The following is a 19,230-nucleotide window of genomic DNA, read 5'->3' as shown; positions in this document are numbered from 1 at the left end:
CGGCGTCCCGGGCTCGACGTCGGCCCCTCGGAATCCGAGACCTTCTCGACGGCGGTCCGTTCAGCGAGGCAGGCGGCGCCGGCCTCATCGGGCTTCGCGGCCGCGCGCCGGACCGGGCTGTCCCAAACCAACCCGCTCGGGCCACTCAACCGCGGGGTCGCGAGCTCTCTGCCCCGACGCGGTCCCGCCGCGCCGATCGTGGCAGAGCCGCCGAATGCGCGACGCGCGCTCCAACCGCTTCAAGCAACTTCGGCTTCGAACCGGTCGAGCATCTCGACAAAATTCGGGATATCCAGCACGAACCAAGCATTCATTTCCGATCGATGACCTTCATCGTGTTTCTCCACCGCTGTGCCGTGAATGGAGAAATACCTCCCCCCGCGCTGACTGGTGAGATCCCAGAAGAAATCGTCCGGCATGAACTCCGAGGCGAGCGCAAGAAGGCCGACTCCGTCGCGTGCGAAGGCAACGTTCGTCAACGCGGCACCGAGGTTTCCCACGATATGCGTACAATTTGCGAAAATCTCGAGTTGCTCATAGAAAGTGTGATTCTCAGGATAAACGATCCTGTATCCACGCGACGTGAGGATCGCAGCGATCTCGTCCTCGTTGACGATGCGGCGCGAATTTCCCTTGTTTCGAGAGACGTACACCTTGGTCGGCTGGGCGCCGGACACCCCGATGCGCTCCATGTGCTTGACGGCGAGCGACCGCAAAAATCTCGCCGAGTAAGGGTGGAAAACAAATGGATGGCTGGAGATCGGCGTCACATAGATCAGTTTGTCGACCGACAGGGGGGCGCCAGACACCTGGAGGATGTTTTCGTTCGTCGCGCCACATAGGACGAGCGACTGCCGCATCACGCTCGCCATTGCGTCCGACCAAGCGGTGATGAGCAGCTTGCAGCTGTCCAGCGGCATGCGCTCCGCCAGCAGGCCGACCCTGGGCAGGGTTTCGACAAGCCAATGGCCGTAATTGGTATCCCAGCGCTGCTTGACGGCAACGATGTTCTCGCCGCTCAGATGCTCGACCTGATCGTGGTCCAGCATCGCGTAGCGGTCGCCGTGCAGCTTCTTGATGTAGGGAAGACGCGGAACGTCCCGCTCGTTCATCAAGCTCTCGACCACCAGGCGGCCGGCGCGATCGACGATGATGCCTTCGCCGAAGATGATGGCGTTGCTCACGGTGCCGATCTGGCCCGCCGGGGGATGCTCGACCTTTCCGACGCGCTCCAGCAGCCGCTCGGTCATCCAAGCCAGCCGGGTTTGGACAACCGGGTCCGTGCGCGTGTACGGCTTGCTCTCGAGCGCTTCCACGACGCCGTCGCCGATCTCCGCGAACGGTTTGGCGTGCAGGATCACCGGCGCGTTCTTCGGCTTGTCGGTGCGCCTCAGGGTGATGTTCGACCTCTCGAAGATCACGGCATCGAGCGCCTTCGTGACGATCTCGTCGTCGAACTGCCGGATCCTCGGCTCTCTGGCCGTCAAGCTGGTCCCGAGGTCTCGCGCGACGTCGATGATGCCCGTGATCCCCGCCTCGCTCAGGCGCGGCGTTTCCGCTGTCGAGGCGAACGCGCTCTCGAAGACGAAGGATCCGCCCGGCGCCAACGCGGGGAACAGGTATTCCAGTGCGATCAGCTGATCCTCGACCACGTGCCGGTCGTTCTCCAGAATGAGGTCGAACGGGCCGTACGCGTGAAGGCTGCAGAGGTAAGCCGGATCGCGGCAATCGCCGCGCGTCAGGAGGAGGCGCGGATGATCGGCGAGCTCGAGGTCCGGGATCTCGCGCTCCGGACCGACGCTGACGACGATCAATCCTGTTTCGATGAACTCCGCCAGCGCGCGCGCGCCGGTGATCTCCAACAACGAGAGATCGAGAATCTTGATCGGGCGCGAAAGTTTCGGGCGCAATAATGCTTCGTAGCGCCGCAGATAGTCGTGAACGTTGGACGCCCGAAGAGTGCCGAGACGAAGTCCGATCTGATCGAGCGACTCGCGTCGAGACGCGGCAAGGTTCACATCTTCCATTACCGTCCGCTCTTGCTCTTCTGGACCCGAGGAGTTGCTTCGACCGTCCGGGAGCCGCAGCGGGCCCAGAAGCGCCGCCGCCTCGGCGGCGGCGCGTCACTCCGGGGCCTCAGAAGCTCTTCTTGTTGATGATTGCGGTGCGACGGGCGAACTCCACCGACTCAATCTCTTGGTAATGGCTATACAAAAAGTTGTCGAAGATCTCGGAAGGGCCGGCAACGTCGTGCGTGCAGATCAGATGGGACAGACGGCTCAGATACTCGAATCCGCTTACCTGCGAAAAACCTTGATAATCTTTTTTCATATGATCGGAGCTGGTGTGAATGTCCTCGACGATGTAGCGTCCGCCGGCCGGGACGAAAGGCAGCAGGATGTTCAATGTTTGAATTTGGTGATCCCAGCGATGCGAGCCGTCGTCGATCACGATGCGAGGAGGTCCGAATTCGTTGATAACGCTGAACAAAAACTTCACACTTGACTGATCGCCGATGCGCATTTTGATCCGACCCGCTTCCGCCGCCTGGGTCGCCGGATTGATGTCGAGGCCAACGATCGTCGCGTTCGGGAAAAACTCCTCCCACATTCGAACCGAGGCGCCCTGATAGACCCCGATCTCGAACAGGGTGAAAGACTCCTCTCTTAAGTGTGCAAGTCTCTTTTCATAGAAATTCAGATAATCGTGAACATTGCTGGCCTTGTCTGTTCCATGTTTGAGACCGATTTCATTCAAGCTTAACATCAGCGAGTCTCCAACGGAACAGCACTTGTCAAGAGAGCGGGTGCGCAACTCATCTGCCGCGTCGCCGCCGCATTCGCCCCAGGCACACCAGTGCGGACCGGCTATATGACGACCTGAGGAGGTGTCAAGGGATCGGGGAATCCGTCATCGGACCGGCGACGGCTCGCCGAGGGATCGACGTTCGGAGCGCGGCCGCGGGACCGGCCCGCACGGCGTGCGCCCCGCCGCGCGCGGTTCGCGGCCGGCCGGCGGGATGCACTCGCGGCTACCCGGCTCGCGCGCCGCGATCCGGTCGGCGCACGAGGCCGCCGCCCTGGACGGCCCCAGGACCCGGGCGGCACCGCTCCGAGAAACCGGCCGGAGCCGCGACGGCGCCCGCGGCCCGTCGCCCAGGGGCTGCGCCGAGGGGCTGCAGGGCCTGCATCGGGCGCTAGCGCGGGCCGCTCGACCGGGCTGACCCCCCTCGATCGTGGTCAGCGTTGTGCGCTCGTGCTCACGGGTCTCCGGCGCGGCCGGGCCGGCCGGTCAGGCCTCCCTCATGCCCTCGCCCTGTCGTCGTTCGCCATTTCTTCGCAGATGAGCTCGAGCTGCCGGCGGGCCGCCTCCGTGTCGCCGGGCGCGCCGGCCGGGGATGCGGCGGACGGGCTCGGGAGCGGGCGGGAGAGGGCCGCTGCCGGCACGGGCGACCGGAAGCTGTGCATGCTGCCGAGGTAGTGCCTCCTGAAGAGGTTCATCACCGTCGCCACGCCCTCCTCCGTCACCGTTCGCAGGTCTTGAGCGAAGAAGCGTCCGCGGGCCTGCGGCCCCATGATGATCTCGTATGACGGGAAGTAATCCACCTCGGCATGTGCGGCGGCCACCTCCTCCGCGGCCACGCGAAGAACCGATTTCGAATAGGTGGTGGCGGTCAGCACGTGGCCGCCGTTCGCCGTCGCGACGAGTGGAACCGGGGAGACCGTGAGCAACACCTTGGCTCGCTTGTTCACGCTCCTGAGCGCGGCGATGAAGCTCGTGAGGTCGTCGACGACCTCGCGCATCGTGAAATTGTGAAAGCGATACTTGGCTGGCTCGAACGTTCCGGCAATCGTTCCGGGGCAGGACGGGAACACGCTCCCGTCGAGCAGTGAGACCCAGGATTCCGTCAGCCCGAGCGTGAATATCAGGACGTCGAGTTCCTCGAACATGCGACGGACGGCGGCGAGGTGCTTGGCCACGTCGCGCTCGAGTTCGCGGCGGCTGGCGAAGCCTTCCGGGATGCCGGGACGGAATGGATCGGCGAAGCCGCGCTCCGTCGGCCAAGCGCTCTCAAGCGGCGCGAATTGCCCATGGGCGCGCAGGAAAAGCTGATAGAGCTGTCGTGCCGTGTAGACGTTGCCGTAACGGGCCGTGTACTGGTGATAGTGAAAATCGGTTGCATAGGCACCGACCTCCGGGTGGCACTCCTCGGTCGTGTAGCGCGGAATGCCGACGTCCTGCAGATAGCGGGCGATATGCTGGGCAAAGCAGCTCCCGGCGGTGGCCACGCGAGAGAAGCGATCGATCGTGAAGCTCGGCGCGACGACCGGGTCGACGTTGTCGACCTCCACGACCGCGCGGTGCCAGAAACTGTGATCGGGGGCGGTCCGGTAGGGATGGGTCATTGGGCTGAGCCGTACACCGCGTCGAGTTGGGCAGCCATGCGTGAGCCGAACCATTCATTGGCGTGCATGACGTCGTTGGCGATCGCCTTCTCCGACATATAGCCCCGCTCGTTCAGCACCTCGGGCGGCAACGGCAGGAACTCGATGCCGTTGGCGAGGCAGGCGTCCGCGACGACGCGCGAGTGGATCCGCCACAGCTTGTAGCGCAAGATGGGACGCGAGACGCCCCAGGCCTGGATGCCGCCCGCCGCCCAGCCCGCATGCGCAATGATGTGATCGTTGTCCTCGATCGGCGGCGGTGACTCGAGATAAGTGATCGGCACCGAACACCGTGCACGGATCAGCTCCACACCGAGCACGATGTGCCTGATTTCGGCCCGCATCTTGCGCATGATCTCCGCATGCGGGATCATCAGCGCGCCCTCGATTTCCTCCAGATCCGGCTGTTCGGGCAGGGTGACATCGAAGTGCACGGGCCTGTTGCTGATGCACAGGGACAGGTAATCGCTGCCGGAAATCGTCAGTGCCAGCCGGTCCGCGTGGATCCCCTGTGCCATCCACGCGTCGAGATCGGCATTGAGCGTGTAGTCGGTCCATCCACCGTCGATGGGGTCGACGATCCGCGCGTCGGGCCTGAAGTCCGCGATCGGCTTGAAGATGTACTCGTTCTTCGTCGATTCAGGGCCAGCTCGGTCAACTGCATGCTTCATAGGAAACATGTGGCTGCCGCCGAGGATCAGAATGGAGTAGCGCGACATCCGGTCATCCAACAATTGCAGTGGCGAGATGCCACCCGGCTCGCCGAACGGCCGGTTAGCTTCGTTGCTTGCAAAGAAGCTCAATCAAAAGCGCTCGAACCATTGGCCCGAGTCTCGGGACGGCCGCGGATCGGGCAGCTTCATACGTCCAACACTCCGCTTTGGCAACCTCAGCCGGGGCCTGCGGTCGCGCGCGGCGGAGGTGCGGGTGCCGGCACTCGCCTGGAAGTTGGTGCGCGCCGGCCCCGTCGCGCGGTTGCGCGGGTCGGGAGCGGCATTCGGCAAGGGGCGGGAGCGTTCGGACACGGCGCCCGCCCCGGGCGACGCGTCGGGTCGAGGCCGGCGCGAGAGCAGGGAGGGGCCGTGCCTCGGCCCGGCGGGCTGATCCGGCCGCGTCGTCCGACCCGGCCGAGCCCCCGTCCTCGATCCTCGAACGCCGTCGTCGGACCGAGTTGCGCGCTCCGCCTCCCGCGGGGACGATGCGTTGCGACATCCGGTTGCGTGTGCCATTCGTGTCATCGGCCGAGGAGCCGCCAGACCTGCGTTGGAAGGTGCCGGAAGCTGAGCTATGGATCCGTCCTCATCGCCGTCCGCACGGACGAGGTGAGATTGGACAGAATGCACCCTCAGCGGTTCGTCGTCGGCCACGGAACCGCGGGTCGAGGGGAGCCGCCGTGGGCGCCCCGGGCCGGGCCGACGGGCACGAGAGCCTGCGCACCTCGCCGTCTGACCGCACGACAGTGGGCGAATTGCCGCTTTCGTCGTAACTGCTATCGGAATCATTAATACGAAGGTGGACGCGGGGGTGAGTTATGGCGGCGCGAATTGGTTTTCTTGGAAATTGCCAGGCGCAAACATTGGACGCCCTGTCGCGACATTTGGGGGCGGATTTTGAATTTGTGGAATTTTCACCGGTTTGGCTATATACGGAACAGGATGAAGACCGTGTTTTAACGCAGGCCAATCGTTGCGACATACTTTTCTGCCAGAGAATTGCCGAAGATTACGGCGTCGCGTTCTTGCGGACCAGCAGATTGAAAGCGGTGATGCGCGAGCGCTGTTTTTCTTGGCCTAACGTCTATTTTGAAGGTTATTTTCCGACGATTGGCTATATATACACGTCGCGCGGCAAGATCACGGGTCCGCTCAGCGATTATCATCTGCCGATTATTCGCGAGGGCTGGCAGAACGGGCGACCGGTGCAGGCCATCGTGGCCGATATCACCAGTCCCGATGGCCCGCTCTTCGCGGGTGACCCGGCCGGGGCCTCGCTGGCCGAGCTTGAGAGCCGGGAGGAGGGCCTGGACATCAAAATGAGCGACTTCATCGCGGAGCGTTTTCGCGAGCAGAAGTTGTTCTTTACGCCAAATCACCCTCGTGACGAGGTCCTGTTCGAGCTTCTAAGGCGAATGATGCGGGCCGCCGGCCTGAATAATCCAAGCTCCGATCGGGTAGGTACGTTTCCGTACACACTCGACAGCATTCAAATTCCCGTCATGTCCGGCTTTTTTCAGAGATATGGCGGCTCGATTCAGGAAAGTGACACGATCCGCGGCCGCGAGATCTCGCTCGAACCTGAAACGATCGGGGAGACCGCGACACCACGGAACTACGATTGGCAAGGGCTCATCGAGACTTACTTTCGCGTCTATGATGCCTATGCGCGCTTGGGCGCGCTGTAGGGGGCTGTCGGACTGGATGTCCTGAGGGGATTTGCCGGGGCCTCGGCCTCTCGACCCGGCGGGGGGCGCGTCGTGTCGGGCTCGCTCCGCGAGGCCGGTTCGGCACCCGCGCGCAGGAGCCCGGTCCCGCGGCCGCTCGTATCGCCATCGGGGCCGCACGCCGACCTGGCCGCGCCGGGGGCGATGCGGCGAGCGGGGGAGCTGTCGGCGCGAGCCGGTCGCCGACGGGTGCGACGCAGTCGTGGCGGACGGGCGGCGCGCGCGGATGCCGTCAGCGCCGCGCCCGCGCGGCGCGGAAGCGCTCGGGACTCGGCGCGCCTCCGTCACGGAACTTTCCTGCTGACCTGGAGCGCGCTCCACCCTTCCATCGCTGAACCGGCGGAATCCCCACACATGCTGAGAATAGCAACCCTCGCATCCCTCCTGCTCTCGTGCTCCCAGGTTCTCGCTGAACAGCAGGGACTCCCGCCCCTCCTGTCGAGCGGGCCGGATGACGTGTCGGAGAAATCCGTCCAGCCCGCCGGAGCGCTCGCGCGGCGACAGCTGAGGGATCGATTCGCCGACGAGATCAATGCCAAGGACTACGGCGCGAAGTGCGACTACGATGCCGGCAACCGGTCGGGCACGGACGATACCGCGGCCCTGCAGGCGGCGATCGACGCCGCGCAGACGTCGGCGGCGCAGGGAGCGGGCAAGCGCCTGCTGCTCCCGACGGGCAACTGCTTGACGGCTCCGCTCACGATATCGGGCCAGATCGACGTCCGAGGCGCGGGATCGCATTCCACGACCCTCTACCTGAAGGCGAAATCCGGCAAGGCGCTCCTCACATTCGACGCCAAGGGCGTCGATTTCTCCAACAAGTACGGATTCCCGCAGGGCAACGTGAGCCTGTCTCATTTTCGACTGACCAGCCAAGATGGCCATAGCGGGCCTGCTTCGGCCCACGGCCTTGAGCTGGTCCGAAGTCAGGCCGGTGTTTTCACGCCCTGGCTTCGACTTGACGACATGGTGTTCTACAACCTGCCAGGTTCGGGCATCGCTTCCGGACCGTTCCAGGGCTTTCTCGAAGCCAGTCGTTCGACGTTTTCGAACAATGGAGGATGGGGAACCGATACAAATTCGACGGTTGATTGGCGCTTTCTCGATTGCGATTGGGCTACGAATGCGGCCGGGAACATGCGGTCCTCGGGCGACGGGCAGATGTTCCTCCTCAATCCGAATATCTACGCCTCGACCGGGGGCTACGGCATCGTCGCCTACTCGACCGATCTCAAAGTCGTTGGTGGGAGCATCGACTACAATGCCAAAGGAGGCATGCAGTTCACCGCCGACAGCACGTCGCTCGGGCGACGCGTGCTCCTGAGTGGTGGCACCGCCTTCGGCGGCAACTCCCGCTCCGCTCGCGGCCTCCACGCGGACATCGAAGTCAGCGGTCGCGGCACGGCTTTGACGCTTCAGAATGTCAGGTTCGCCTCGAAGCCGCACAAACTCGATGCACAGAGCCAGATTTCCTACAACCTGAAGTTCATGGATCCCGGTCCGCTCTTCGTCGAGATCCGAGACACCCTGTTCGCCGCCGGCAGCGTCCGTGGCGAGAACGTGGTCTCCGACCTTCGGCGGGTCTCGGTCGTGGGGCAGCAGGATGGCTCGCTCCTGGCGGTCGGCGGCGTCATCTCCGACGGGCCCGTCCGGCAGCGGCCCCTCGTGTCGGACAGGTCCCCGACGCCCAGCGACATCCAGGACGGCTATTGCGCGATGGTGAAACGCTCGGACGACGGATCGCTGAGAATGTGGTGCAACGATCAGGGGCGGCTCGTCTCCTCGGCGCCGTTGCAATGATGCCGGCCTGCGGCCGTCCGCGCCGCGCTGCCGCGGCGGGCGGGCCGACCGCGTCCGCCCTGCCCACGACGCGCAGCGCGACATCCGACATCCGATTGATGGCTTCGCCATCTCCCATATCGGCCATGCGGATGTCGGCTTCGCTCAGGCGCCGCGCTCAGGCGCCGCGCAGGCTTGTGATCCGGGATCCGCTTTGATCGAGCGGATCCCGGATCAGAGGCCGATCGCTGCTCGGATCTCATCCAGGGTCCGCTGCGGATCCGGCCCGAGGCGGGCCTTGTGGATGCCGCACATCTTCCAGTCCGGATTGTTCCTCGCCGTGTCGACGAGGACGTGAATCTCTTCGGGAGCGACGGGGGTGTCGCCCCAACTCGTGAGCGAGAAGCTCCGGGATCGGCCCGCGCGCTGCCGCTGGCTGTACAAGTAGGCTGAGTACAAGAGAAATTCGGAGTAGCCGCCGCTCGCGCCGAAATTCCTCTCAAAGAACGGTCCGAAGGAGGTCCGCTCCCGCCTCTCGATCTCGGCGATCATGCCGCGCACGAGGTCCGCTTCGAAAACGAACGGTGTCGCCATGGCCGGCAGATGAATATCGGTGTGCGGATCCGGGACAGACCAGTAGGCGAGGTACATGCTTTTCATGTATCGTCTGAAGTCGTTTTCCTCGTAGGATTCGAGGAATGTCGCCGGATAAGAGCCGACGAACAAATCCGACAGGCTGAAATTTTTGACAAGGAAGTTTTTCGTGTCGATCGCCACATAAAAATCAGTCTGCACTCTAAACGCTGTTTCAAGCTTCTGAATCTGTTGCAGGCAATATCCATTGCCCGTCTTAAGTGTAAAGTGCTCTCTGAAAAGCATGCAAGTCCGTATCCCGACCTTTTCGAGCAATGGATATATTTTGCTATAAATAAAATCGCTGGTGGTTCGCGGATCCTCGTCGTTGATGCAGTATATGATCCTGTCCACCGAGGCCGGATCGATGAATTTTGCGATCGATTCTGCCTGCAGGAGGGCCAGGGCGAGCTCTGCTTCGTACAGCACGACGACGATGTCGCATCTCATGAGATCGGTCCTCGGGATGTCTGTTGCGGCGGAGACGATGCCGTTCGCGCGGTGAACAGATGGCCTGTTGCGGGCGATCGCGGAAGCGCCGAAGGCGCGCAACCGCGACCGCGGTCCGGAGCACCGTGTGACGAAGGCCTCGTCCAGGCCAGTCCGGCCGCCGCGGCCCACCGGGGCCGAGGTTCCCGGGAGCGCGGCCCGCCCGGGGTCGATCCCTTCCGAGTCGCGGTGGATCAGTAGCCCGCGTAGGCGACGGCGCCGTCGAACGGGTGGGCGCGGAAGACGCGGTCATAGGACGACACGTGGCCGTCGCTGGCATCGTGCCAGGGCGCAAGGCGCTTTAGATAATGGTTCGCCAGGCAGGGTTCGCCCCACGGCTCCTCCCGCATCCCCTCGTCCTGCAGCAGCACCAGGACGAAGTTGTCCGCCTCATGCCTGGCGCGAAGCGCGTCGCGCAGCCGGACCGCCCGGGAGCGGCACGCCGCCTGGTCCGTCACGTAGAAGTAGGCGGTCCGCCACGGAGCGCGGTACGCCTCGCGAAATTTCGCGACCAGGTGCAGCGTGCGTTCCCGCCAGCGCGTCAACGTCGCCGCGAAATCGGGATCGTCGCGCGGCTCCGGGGTCGCGAATGGCGAGTGGAACAAGTAATCATAGCCCTTGTCCCGCACCATGCGGCCGTCGGCGTGCCGTTCGAGGTTGCACTCCTCCAAGATCCCCTCGAAATCATCGTCGATGAGCCGGATTGCGGCTTCGAAACTCGTGACGTTCCAGGAGAAGAAACTTGAACTGTCGGTGCCGAAGATCCTCCGGAACTGGAAGGCTACCTCACAATTCTGACCAAGAGAGACGTATCTTCTGTACATTACGCCCTCTCAGGCTGGTGAGCGCGCGGGAGCCCGCATTCGTCCGGCGGGGGTGGGCGCGAGGCCGCCTCCCCGCGCGTGCCGCCGAACGCGCCGAACGACCCGCCCCACCTTACTCTAGGGAATGATGGGGTCAAACCCGCGCGTGCGCCACGTCGCGGCCCGGTCGCCGGGAAGGCGCGGCCGCCGCCGCGGGATCGTGCGCCGAAGCCGTCATCGGGAGCCGACGCCTTGGCGGAGGCTTCGGCACGGGCTAGATGACCCAAGGTAAGATGGCCGCGGCCCCATCACCCCCCATCGGATCCCAGCCGGTCGGACTTCCCCAGATGCCGAGCGATAGACAAGCGGGCCTCGTCGTCCCGGACCCGGGCGATGCCGCCCCGGCCGCGACTTGGCCGCCCCGCCACGCCTTCGTGGTTCTCGACCGCCTGCGCCAGCACCTGCCGGCGGCCGCCGCGGCCGCCCATTGCGTGGCCTTGTCGGAGAAGCAGATCGATGCCCTGAGGGGCTTCGAGATCTCCGACGCCGCGGGGCGGCCGGACGACGCGCTCCTCGCCCGACCGATCCTCGGCGCGATCCTGGACCGCGACTTCGTCGAGAGGTTTCCGAAGGCCGTGGCCCGGCTGAGGCAGATCGCCCCGCAGGTCCCCGGCGCGGACGCGGTGTTCGACCTCTCCGCCGCGGGACCGGACGGGGTGGCGGCGTGGCAGCTCGACCGCGCGCTGGGGCTGTCGGAGCGCTTCCTCGCCGATCTCGGCGCCGGGCAGCTGGAGATCGGGCGGCTCCAGCAGATCGTCACGGAGCATGTCGAGGCGCTCCACGCGGCGCAGCGCATCGTCGATCAGGCCGTGCCGCCGCAGCCCCGCCTCGGCCTGTTCCTGCCTCCGGGAGACGCCGTCCTGTGCCCGGCCGAGCTGCCGCAGGTCACCGGGCTCAGCCAGAATTCCAAGCGCGAGTTCCGCGCCGTGCACGCTTTCGAACTCCACCTCGCCGCGGCGGACCGCCAGACGCGCGCGAGCGTGGCGATCCGCCTGCGCGCCGCGCATTCGCGGGACCTGCTGGGGACCTGGACCGTTGCGGCCGCCACCCTCGATCCCGGCTGGAACCGCTTCGACTGCCCCGTGACGGCGCGCCCCCTGGACGAGCCGGTCGAGGTCGAGCTCCTCTGGGAGCGCGGCACCGCGCCCCGCCTCGCCCTCAGCCTGGGCGAGGAGACGGCGGATCCGCGCCTGCGGGCCGTGACCTCGGACGGCGCGGTGGGGCAGCGCCCCCTGGCGCTGCGCATCTACGCGGGCGTGCCGGGCCTGCGGCTGCCCTCCCGCGGCTGGGGCCGGCCGGCGGACGGGGAGGCGGCGCCGGAGGCGCCGAGCCACGTGCGGATCGACGAACTGCTCGAGCGCGCGGCCTTTGGCGGCGGGCTGCCGGAGCCGCGGCCCGAACTGCTGCGATACATGGGCGTCGGGTCGGGCCTGTTCCTGCACCCGGCCGACGAGGCGCCGCACGTCGCCGTCATCCGCCACGTGCGGATCGAAGGCGTGCGGGCCGTGCTGGCGGATGTCGCGCTCGCCCACGACGAGGCCGACCCGACGGAGTTCGGCCTGTTCGCGGCCCCCTCCGGGCTTCCGGTAGGCCCGAGGCCGGCCCCCGCGGCGCCGCTCCGCGGCGCTGGCTGCGGCACGGCAGCCCGCGCCCGGGCGACGCGCTGGCCGCGCGCGAGGGATTCGACGGGCGCGCGGCCTGGCTGCGGCTCCGGGCGCGCGAGACCGGGCAGGTCCTGTTCGAGGCGCCCGGCCCGCTCGGCGACTGCTTCGACATCTACCTGGGGACGCGCCGGGCCGGCGCCGGGACGCGGCACGCCCTGGCGCACTTCCTCCACCTCGCGGTGGTCCGCGGGACGCGCCGGGCATGAGCGCCGATCCCGTGCCCCGCGCCCCGGCGGATGCGCCGTCCTCCCCGGCGCGCCCGCGCCTGGCGGTGATCGTCCCGGTCTTCAAGCACAGCGGGCTGGTGCGCGAGGCGGTCGCCTCGCTCACGCGCCAGTCGCGGTTCGCGGACGTGGACGTGGTCCTGGTCGACGACGGGTGCCCCGACCCGCAGACCTTCACGACGCTGACCGCCTTCTGCGCGCGCTGGCCCAACATCCACTGCGTGAGGCAGGCCAATGGCGGCCTCAGCGCGGCCCGCAACCGCGGCATCGCCTTCGCGCTCCGCCGGCTCCCGGCGGCGGAGGGCGTCTACTTCCTCGATGCCGACAACCTCCTCGCCCCCTACGGCATCGCGGCGATGCAGGAGGCGCTGCTCCTTCATCCCGAGGCGGATTGGTTCTACCCGGACATCCGGATGTTCGGTGTCCGGGCCTTCCACGATTACAGCGGCGACTTCAACGCCTACGCGGCCTCGGTCGTCAACCTGTGCGAGGCCGGCAGCCTGATCCGGCGCCGCATGATCGAGGCGGGTCTGCGCTTCGACGAGGGGATGCGGCTCGGCTACGAGGATTGGGATTTCTGGCTCTCGGCCGTGGGGCGCGGCTTCCGCGGCCGCCACCTGCCGAATCTCGGCCTGTCCTACCGGAAGCGGGCGGAGAGCATGCTCGCCGACTCGACCCGCTCGGACACGCAGATCCGGGAATACCTGCGCCGCAAGCACGAGGCGCTGTTCCAGGTGAACGCCTTCGTCGCGCGGGAGCACGACGAGCTGCCGCGCTTCGCCGTGCGCCTGTCCGACGAGGCGAGCGTGGAGATGGCGAGCGACCTGCAGCGCGGCGGCCCGCGCATGGACCAGCAGGCCTTCGAGACGCGGATCTGGCAGGCGATCCGCGAGCCGGCCTTCGTCTGGGCGGGCCAGTACCTCCTGTCGACGACCGGCCGGACGCTCGCCCTGCTGCGCGGGGCGGGCCTGACGCGCTGGCTCTGCCTGGAGATCGAGCGGGCCCTCGCCGGCCACAACTTCGTGTCGCTGACCCTCGCGGCCTCGGACGACGACACCATCCGGGTCCGGCGCGGGCACGGCTTCTCGCCGCACTGCCACCTCCTCGCCGTCTCGCAGAAGCTCCTGCAGGCGATCGCCCTCGACGAGAAGGACGCCTGGATCACGGAACTGCCGATCCACGGCGCCAATTACCGCGTCGCCACCCTGGAGATCCGCCTCCCGCCTCGGGCGATGGCGGCGGAGACCCTGAAGGACGTGGCGGTGACGGACTTCGTCCAGTTCTGCCTGCACCTGCGCTGCCACGGCCTGCGCGGCCGTCCGAGCAACCTGGTCGAGGAGGTCTTCCTCGGCTCCCGCCCGCTCGACGCGATGGCGCCGCGCGCCCGCGCCCAGTTCGACGGCGCCCTGCTCCCGCCGGTGGCCGAGGCGCGCGAGGGCCGCGTCGCCTGCGTGCTGCCGCATTGCGATTTCGGCGGCGTCGAGAAGGTCACGTTCTGCCTCGCCCGCGAGTTGCGCCGCCAGGGGCTGCGCACCAGCCTGATCCTGCTCGGGAGCGACGTCGCCTACCGGGCGCACCGCGCGCTCGAGGCCTTCGACGACATCTACCTCGTCGACGCCGGGGGCCGCATCGCCGCCTGGGCGGGCGATTCCTTCCTGGGCACGCAGCTGCCCAGGATCCTGGACGAGGCCTGGGCCCGCGACTTCGCGAATGTCCTGACCACGTTCGAACTCGTGGTGAGCTGCCACTCGGCCGAGATCATGGGATTGTTCAGCGGGCTGCGGCGCCGGGGCGTCACCACGGCGACCTACCTGCACCTGTTCGACAAGTCGCGCATCGGCGCCGCCTGCGGCCATCCGATGCTCGCCCTCGCCTACGAGCACGCGATCGACCTCGTCCTGACCTGCTCGGAGGGGATGGCCTGCGAGATGGCGAGCCTCGGCATCCCGCGCGACAAGATCCTGGCCCTGCCGAACGCGCCCTCGCTGGAGCCCGATCCGCACCGCGCCGTCGCGCCGCGCGCCCCGGCCGGTCGCCCCCTGCGCCTGCTCTACCTGGGCCGCCTCGATACCCAGAAGGGGCTCGACCGGCTGGCCGAGATCATCGACGCGCTCGACCCGGACCCGCTCTTCGAGATCCGGGTGGTCGGGAAGGCGGTGTTGACCGACGCCCACCTGACCCTCAGCCGGCACGCGCACCTGGTCGAACCGCCGGTCTACGACGATGCCGGCCTCTCCGAGATCTACCGCTGGGCCGATATCCTGCTGCCGTCCCGCTACGAGGGGCTCCCGCTCACCGTGCTGGAGGCCATGGTCCACGGCGTGGTGCCGATCGTGGCCGCCTGCGGGGCGGTGGCCGAGGCGGTCGAGTCGGGCGTCAGCGGCGTCGTCGTCCCGCAGGAGCGCTGCGTTCCGGGCTTCCTCGACCACCTGCGGGCCCTGGCGGCCGCGCCGGAGCGGTTGGAGGCGATGAGCCGCGCGGCGATGGCGAGGGCCGCCGGCCGGCCCTGGAGCGTGCTCGCGGAGCGCCTGCGCGCGCGGCTCGGCGCCGTCCGGGCGGCCCGCGCCCGAGAGAGGGCCGGAGCGGGCCGCGCAGGAGCGGGAGCCGGGCTGATCGGCGCCCGCGGCGGCCGAGCCGTGCCCCCACGGCGGGGCCGCCCCGCTCCCGGCGACCTTGCAGGATCGCGCCGAATCGCTAGCTGGGAAGCGACCCTCCGGAGAGTTCGGCATGAATGCCCGTCCCGACGCGCGCGACTTTGCGGCCCCCCAGCAGTTCGGCATCGGTCAGCCGGTGCCGCGGGCCGAGGATCCCGTGCTGGTGCAGGGGCAGGGGCGCTACACGGACGACCTCGCCCTTGAGGGGCAGGCCCGCGCGGTCTTCGTGCGCAGCCCGGTGGCGCATGGGCGGCTGAACGGGATCGACGCCGAGGCCGCCCGCGCGATGCCGGGCGTGCTCGGCGTGTTCACGGCGGCGGATCTCGACGGCTACGGCCGTATCGGCAACAGCATGGCCTTCACCAACCAGGACGGCTCGCCGATGCGCAAGCCGCCCCAGCCCTCGCTCGCCACCGACCGGGTGCGCTACGCGGGCGAGCCGGTGGCTCTCGTGGTCGCCGAGACCCTGGCGGAGGCCCGCGACGCCGCCGAGGCCGTGATCCTCGACATCGAGGACCTGCCGGTGGTGACCACCGCCGAGGAGGCGGCCGCGCCCGACGCGCCGCTCATCCACGACGAGGCGCCCGGCAACCTCGCCCTCGACTTCGCCCTCGGCGACCGCGCCGCCACCGACGCCGCCTTCGCGGCCGCGGCGCACGTCACCTGCCTCGACCTCGTCAACAACCGCCTCGTCATCAACCCGATGGAGCCGCGCGCGGCGATCGGCGTCTACGAGCCGGGGGACGGGCGCTACACCCTGCATGTGGGCTCCCAGGGCGTCTTCGGCCTGCGCAACAGCCTCGCGGACGGGGTGCTCAAGACCGGGCGCGACAAGGTCCGGGTGGTCACCGGCCATGTCGGCGGCTCCTTCGGCATGAAGGCGCCGGTCTATCCCGAGTACCTGCCGCTCCTCCACGCCGCCAAGGTGCTGGGGCGGCCCGTCAAGTGGACGGACCTGCGCTCCGAGAGCTTCCTCTCCGACCATCACGGCCGCGACGTCGCGGTGACGGCGGAGCTCGCCCTCGACGCGGAGGGCCGCTTCCTGGCCTTCCGGGTGCGCGGCCGGGGCAATATGGGGGCCTACCTCAACCCGCTCTCGCCGCTGTTCCAGACCGTGAACATCGCCCGCAACATGGTCGGCGTCTACCGCACGCCGGTCTTCGACGTGGCGGTCGCCTGCCTCTACACCAACACCACGCCGATCGGGGCCTATCGGGGCGCGGGCCGCCCGGAGGGCAACTACTTCATCGAGCGCCTGATCGAGAACGCCGCCGCCGAGACCGGCCGCGACCGGGTGGCCCTGCGCCGCCTCAACCAGATCCGCCCGGAGGACATGCCCTACGCGGCCCCCTCGGGCATGACCTACGACAGCGGCGACTTCCCGGCCGTGCTCGACCGGGCCCTCGCCGCCGCGGATTGGGACGGTTTCCCGGCCCGCCGCGCCGAGAGCGAGGCGCGCGGCCTGCTGCGCGGCATCGGCATCGGCGACTACCTGGAGATCACCGCGCCGCCGATGAACGAGATGGGCGGCCTGCGCTTCGAGGCGGACGGCACCGTGACGATCATCACCGGCACCCTCGATTACGGCCAGGGCCACGCCACGCCCTTCGCGCAGGTGCTGCACGACCGCCTCGGCATCCCCCTCGACAAGGTCCGCCTGCTCCAGGGCGACAGCGACCAGCTCATCGCGGGCGGCGGCACCGGCGGGTCGAAGTCGCTGATGGCGAGCGGCGCCGCCATCGTGGAGGCGAGCGCCCTCGTGATCGAGAAGGGCAGGGCGGCCGCCGCTGCCGTGCTGGAGGCCGGCCCGGCCGACATCGTCTTCGAGGACGGCCGCTTCGTCGTCGCGGGCACCGATCGCGGCATCGGGCTCCTCGACCTCGCCGCCAAGCTGCGCGAGGGCCTGCCCGACCCGCAGGCGCCGCGCAGCCTCGACGTCGCCCACGTGCACGAGGCCTCCCCCTCGGCCTTCCCGAACGGCTGCCACGTCGCCGAGGTCGAGGTCGATCCCGAGACGGGCGTCGCCGCGGTGGTGCGCTACACCACGGTCAACGATTTCGGCACGGTGGTGAACCCGCTCCTCGTCGAGGGCCAGATCCACGGCGGCGTGATCCAGGGCATCGGCCAGGCGCTGATGGAGCGCACGGCCTACGACGAGCAGGGCCAGCTCGTGACCGGCTCGTTCATGGATTACTGCCTGCCGCGCGCCGCCGACGCGCCCCCGATGAGCTTCGAGAGCCACCCGGTTCCGGCCAAGACCAACCCGCTCGGCGTCAAGGGCTGCGGCGAGGCCGGCTGCGCCGGCGCGCTGCCCTCGGTGATGAACGCCCTCGTCGACGCCCTGCGGGCCCGGGGCGTCGCCCACATCAACATGCCGGCCACGCCCCGGGCGATCTGGGCGGCCCTGCGGGAGGCCGAGGGCGCATGAGCGGGGCGTCGTTGCTGACCGCGCAGGCCCGGGTCGACACGACCCAGGGCAGCCGTTACCTGACCCAGCTCTGCAAGCACTGGAGCCACCGCTTCCCCGAGACGGCGTTCTCCCCGGAGCGGGGCGTCGTCCCCTTCGGAGAGGGGCGCGAGGCCGTGTTCGAGGCCGATTCCGAGGGCCTGACCCTGCGGGTGAGGGCTCCCGACGCCGAGGCCCTGGCGCGGCTGGAGGCCGTGGTGGCCGAGCACCTCGCCCGCTTCGCGTTCCGGGAGGATCTCGGCGGGATCGCCTGGACGCGGCTCGCGTGACGGATAGGCTGACCGCGACAGGGTCGTTTCACGAGGGAATGCCGATGAATGTTCACGTTTCCATGAGCCGCGCGCACGAAACCCGCCTCGACCGCCTCGCCGAGGTCGCGGTGCGGGTCGGGCTCGGGCTGCGGCCCGGCCAGGAACTGGTGATGACGGCGCCGCTCGAAGCCCTCGGCCTCGCCCGACGCATCACCGCCGAGGCCTACCGGGCGGGCGCGTCCCTGGTGACGACGCTCTACGGCGACGACGCGGCCACGCTCGCCCGCTTCGCGCACGCCCCCGACGACGCCTTCGACCGCGCCGCGGGCTGGCTCTACGAGGGCATGGCCAGCGCCTACCGGAACGGCGCCGCCCGGCTCGCCATCGTGGGCGACGATCCCTCGCTCCTGTCCGGCCAGGATCCCGACAAGGTGGCGCGCGCCAACCGCGCCCGCTCGCGGGCCTACCAGCCGGCGCTGGAGCTGATCGCCACCTTCGCGACCAACTGGACCATCGTCTCGGCGGCCACGCCGGCCTGGGCCCGCGCCGTCTTCCCGGGCCTGCCCGAGGAGGAGGCGGTGGCGCGCCTGTGGGACGCGATCTTCGCCGCCTCGCGGGTCGACGGCGAGGATCCGGTCGCGGCCTGGGCGGCGCACAACGCCGCCCTGCGCCGCCGGACCGACCGGCTCAACGGGCGGCGCTACGCGGCCCTGCGCTTCCAGGGTCCGGGCACCGACCTGACGGTCGGGCTCGCCGACGACCACGAATGGTGCGGCGGCGCCTCGGCCTCGCGCAGCGGCATCATCTGCAACGCCAACATCCCGACCGAGGAGGTCTTCACCACCCCCCACCGGCTGCGGGTCGAGGGGCGGGTGGCGGCGACGAAGCCGCTCTCCTACCAGGGTACCCTGATCGAGGACATCGCGGTGCGCTTCGCGGACGGGCGGATCGTCGAGGCGACGGCGCGCAGCGGCGCCGACGTGCTCGCCCGCGTGCTCGACACCGACGAGGGCGCCCGCCGGCTGGGCGAGGTCGCCCTGGTGCCGGCCTCCTCGCCGATCTCGGCCTCGGGGCTGCTGTTCTTCAACACCCTCTACGACGAGAACGCGGCGAGCCACATCGCGCTCGGCCAAGCCTACAGCAAGTGTTTCCGCGAGGGCGGCCAGGGCCTGTCCGAGGAGGATCTCGCGGCCCGCGGCGCCAACCGCAGCCTGATCCACATCGACTGGATGATCGGTTCGGCCGCGGTCGACGTCGACGGCCTCACCGCCGAGGGCGGCGCCGAGCCGGTGATGCGCCGGGGCGAGTGGGTGGACTGATC

12 protein-coding genes and 1 pseudogene are annotated in these 19,230 nt (G+C 68.4%); 7 read left to right on the top strand and 6 right to left on the bottom strand.

What is annotated here, in order from left to right:
- Positions 1-239 precede the first annotated feature (239 nt).
- The 4 genes from QA634_RS15825 to QA634_RS15810 form a co-directional block, all read right to left on the bottom strand.
- Positions 240-2,027 carry a glycosyltransferase family 61 protein gene (locus QA634_RS15825; protein WP_012332931.1) on the bottom strand — a complete coding sequence of 596 codons (1,788 nt, stop codon included), beginning with the start codon at positions 2,025-2,027 and terminating at the stop codon, positions 240-242.
- A 109-nt stretch (positions 2,028-2,136) separates the two neighbouring features.
- Positions 2,137-2,766, bottom strand: a complete 630-nt coding sequence (locus QA634_RS15820; RefSeq protein ID WP_012332930.1) for a class I SAM-dependent methyltransferase — start codon at positions 2,764-2,766, stop codon at positions 2,137-2,139.
- A gap of 536 nt (positions 2,767-3,302) precedes the next feature.
- Positions 3,303-4,406: a GSCFA domain-containing protein gene (locus QA634_RS15815; protein WP_012332929.1), complete on the bottom strand. Its 1,104-nt coding sequence runs from the start codon at positions 4,404-4,406 to the stop codon at positions 3,303-3,305.
- The gene (locus QA634_RS15810) at positions 4,403-5,248 is read right to left on the bottom strand and encodes a hypothetical protein (RefSeq protein WP_236728682.1); all 846 of its coding nucleotides are present in this window, start codon (positions 5,246-5,248) and stop codon (positions 4,403-4,405) included. The genes QA634_RS15815 and QA634_RS15810 overlap by 4 nt, the downstream gene beginning before the upstream one ends.
- Before the next feature lie 728 nt (positions 5,249-5,976).
- Between QA634_RS15810 and QA634_RS15805 the strand changes: the two genes are divergently transcribed.
- A complete protein-coding gene (locus tag QA634_RS15805) occupies positions 5,977-6,846 on the top strand; it encodes a WcbI family polysaccharide biosynthesis putative acetyltransferase (protein WP_168169157.1) in 870 nt (289 codons plus the stop codon).
- A 495-nt stretch (positions 6,847-7,341) separates the two neighbouring features.
- Entirely contained in the window at positions 7,342-8,685 is a 1,344-nt protein-coding gene (locus QA634_RS15800; RefSeq protein ID WP_236728683.1) for a glycosyl hydrolase family 28-related protein, read from the top strand.
- A gap of 213 nt (positions 8,686-8,898) precedes the next feature.
- Here QA634_RS15800 and QA634_RS15795 read toward each other — a convergent pair whose 3' ends face one another.
- Positions 8,899-9,849, bottom strand: a complete 951-nt coding sequence (locus tag QA634_RS15795; RefSeq protein ID WP_150108667.1) for a DUF6492 family protein — start codon at positions 9,847-9,849, stop codon at positions 8,899-8,901.
- A 131-nt stretch (positions 9,850-9,980) separates the two neighbouring features.
- The gene (locus QA634_RS15790) at positions 9,981-10,610 is read right to left on the bottom strand and encodes a DUF1796 family putative cysteine peptidase (protein WP_012332924.1); all 630 of its coding nucleotides are present in this window, start codon (positions 10,608-10,610) and stop codon (positions 9,981-9,983) included.
- 257 nt (positions 10,611-10,867) lie between these two features.
- On the opposite strand from QA634_RS15790, the pseudogene QA634_RS15785 reads away from it, so the two are divergent.
- The 5 genes and pseudogenes from QA634_RS15785 to QA634_RS15765 all read left to right on the top strand — a co-directional run.
- Positions 10,868-12,166 (top strand): annotated as a pseudogene (locus QA634_RS15785) (DUF6212 domain-containing protein); the annotation flags it as partial.
- A 349-nt stretch (positions 12,167-12,515) separates the two neighbouring features.
- Positions 12,516-15,395 carry a glycosyltransferase gene (locus QA634_RS15780; RefSeq protein WP_012332922.1) on the top strand — a complete coding sequence of 960 codons (2,880 nt, stop codon included), beginning with the start codon at positions 12,516-12,518 and terminating at the stop codon, positions 15,393-15,395.
- Entirely contained in the window at positions 15,349-17,619 is a 2,271-nt protein-coding gene (locus tag QA634_RS15775; protein ID WP_012332921.1) for a xanthine dehydrogenase family protein molybdopterin-binding subunit, read from the top strand. The genes QA634_RS15780 and QA634_RS15775 overlap by 47 nt, the downstream gene beginning before the upstream one ends.
- 11 nt (positions 17,620-17,630) lie before the next feature.
- Complete coding sequence (locus QA634_RS15770) at positions 17,631-17,927, top strand: DUF2218 domain-containing protein (protein ID WP_012332920.1); 297 nt, start codon at positions 17,631-17,633, stop codon at positions 17,925-17,927.
- 44 nt (positions 17,928-17,971) lie between these two features.
- Positions 17,972-19,228 (top strand): aminopeptidase, encoded by a 1,257-nt coding sequence (locus QA634_RS15765; protein ID WP_085984494.1) that lies wholly within the window; start codon positions 17,972-17,974, stop codon positions 19,226-19,228.
- The last annotated feature ends 2 nt before the right edge of the window (positions 19,229-19,230 follow it).

It is taken from the genome of Methylobacterium sp. CB376 (assembly GCF_029714205.1).
In the GTDB taxonomy this organism is placed as follows: domain Bacteria; phylum Pseudomonadota; class Alphaproteobacteria; order Rhizobiales; family Beijerinckiaceae; genus Methylobacterium.
The sequence above is the reverse complement of the archived record's forward strand: the minus strand, read 5'-3'. Positions and strand labels throughout refer to the sequence as shown.

Coding starts and splice junctions, on each gene's coding strand:
- QA634_RS15805 (WP_168169157.1), top strand. CDS start 5,977: ATGGCGGCGCGAATTGGTTTTCTTGGAAATTGCCAGGCGCAAACATTG.
- QA634_RS15765 (WP_085984494.1), top strand. CDS start 17,972: ATGAATGTTCACGTTTCCATGAGCCGCGCGCACGAAACCCGCCTCGAC.
- QA634_RS15815 (WP_012332929.1), bottom strand. CDS start 4,406: ATGACCCATCCCTACCGGACCGCCCCCGATCACAGTTTCTGGCACCGC.
- QA634_RS15820 (WP_012332930.1), bottom strand. CDS start 2,766: ATGTTAAGCTTGAATGAAATCGGTCTCAAACATGGAACAGACAAGGCC.
- QA634_RS15780 (WP_012332922.1), top strand. CDS start 12,516: ATGAGCGCCGATCCCGTGCCCCGCGCCCCGGCGGATGCGCCGTCCTCC.
- QA634_RS15825 (WP_012332931.1), bottom strand. CDS start 2,027: ATGGAAGATGTGAACCTTGCCGCGTCTCGACGCGAGTCGCTCGATCAG.
- QA634_RS15790 (WP_012332924.1), bottom strand. CDS start 10,610: ATGTACAGAAGATACGTCTCTCTTGGTCAGAATTGTGAGGTAGCCTTC.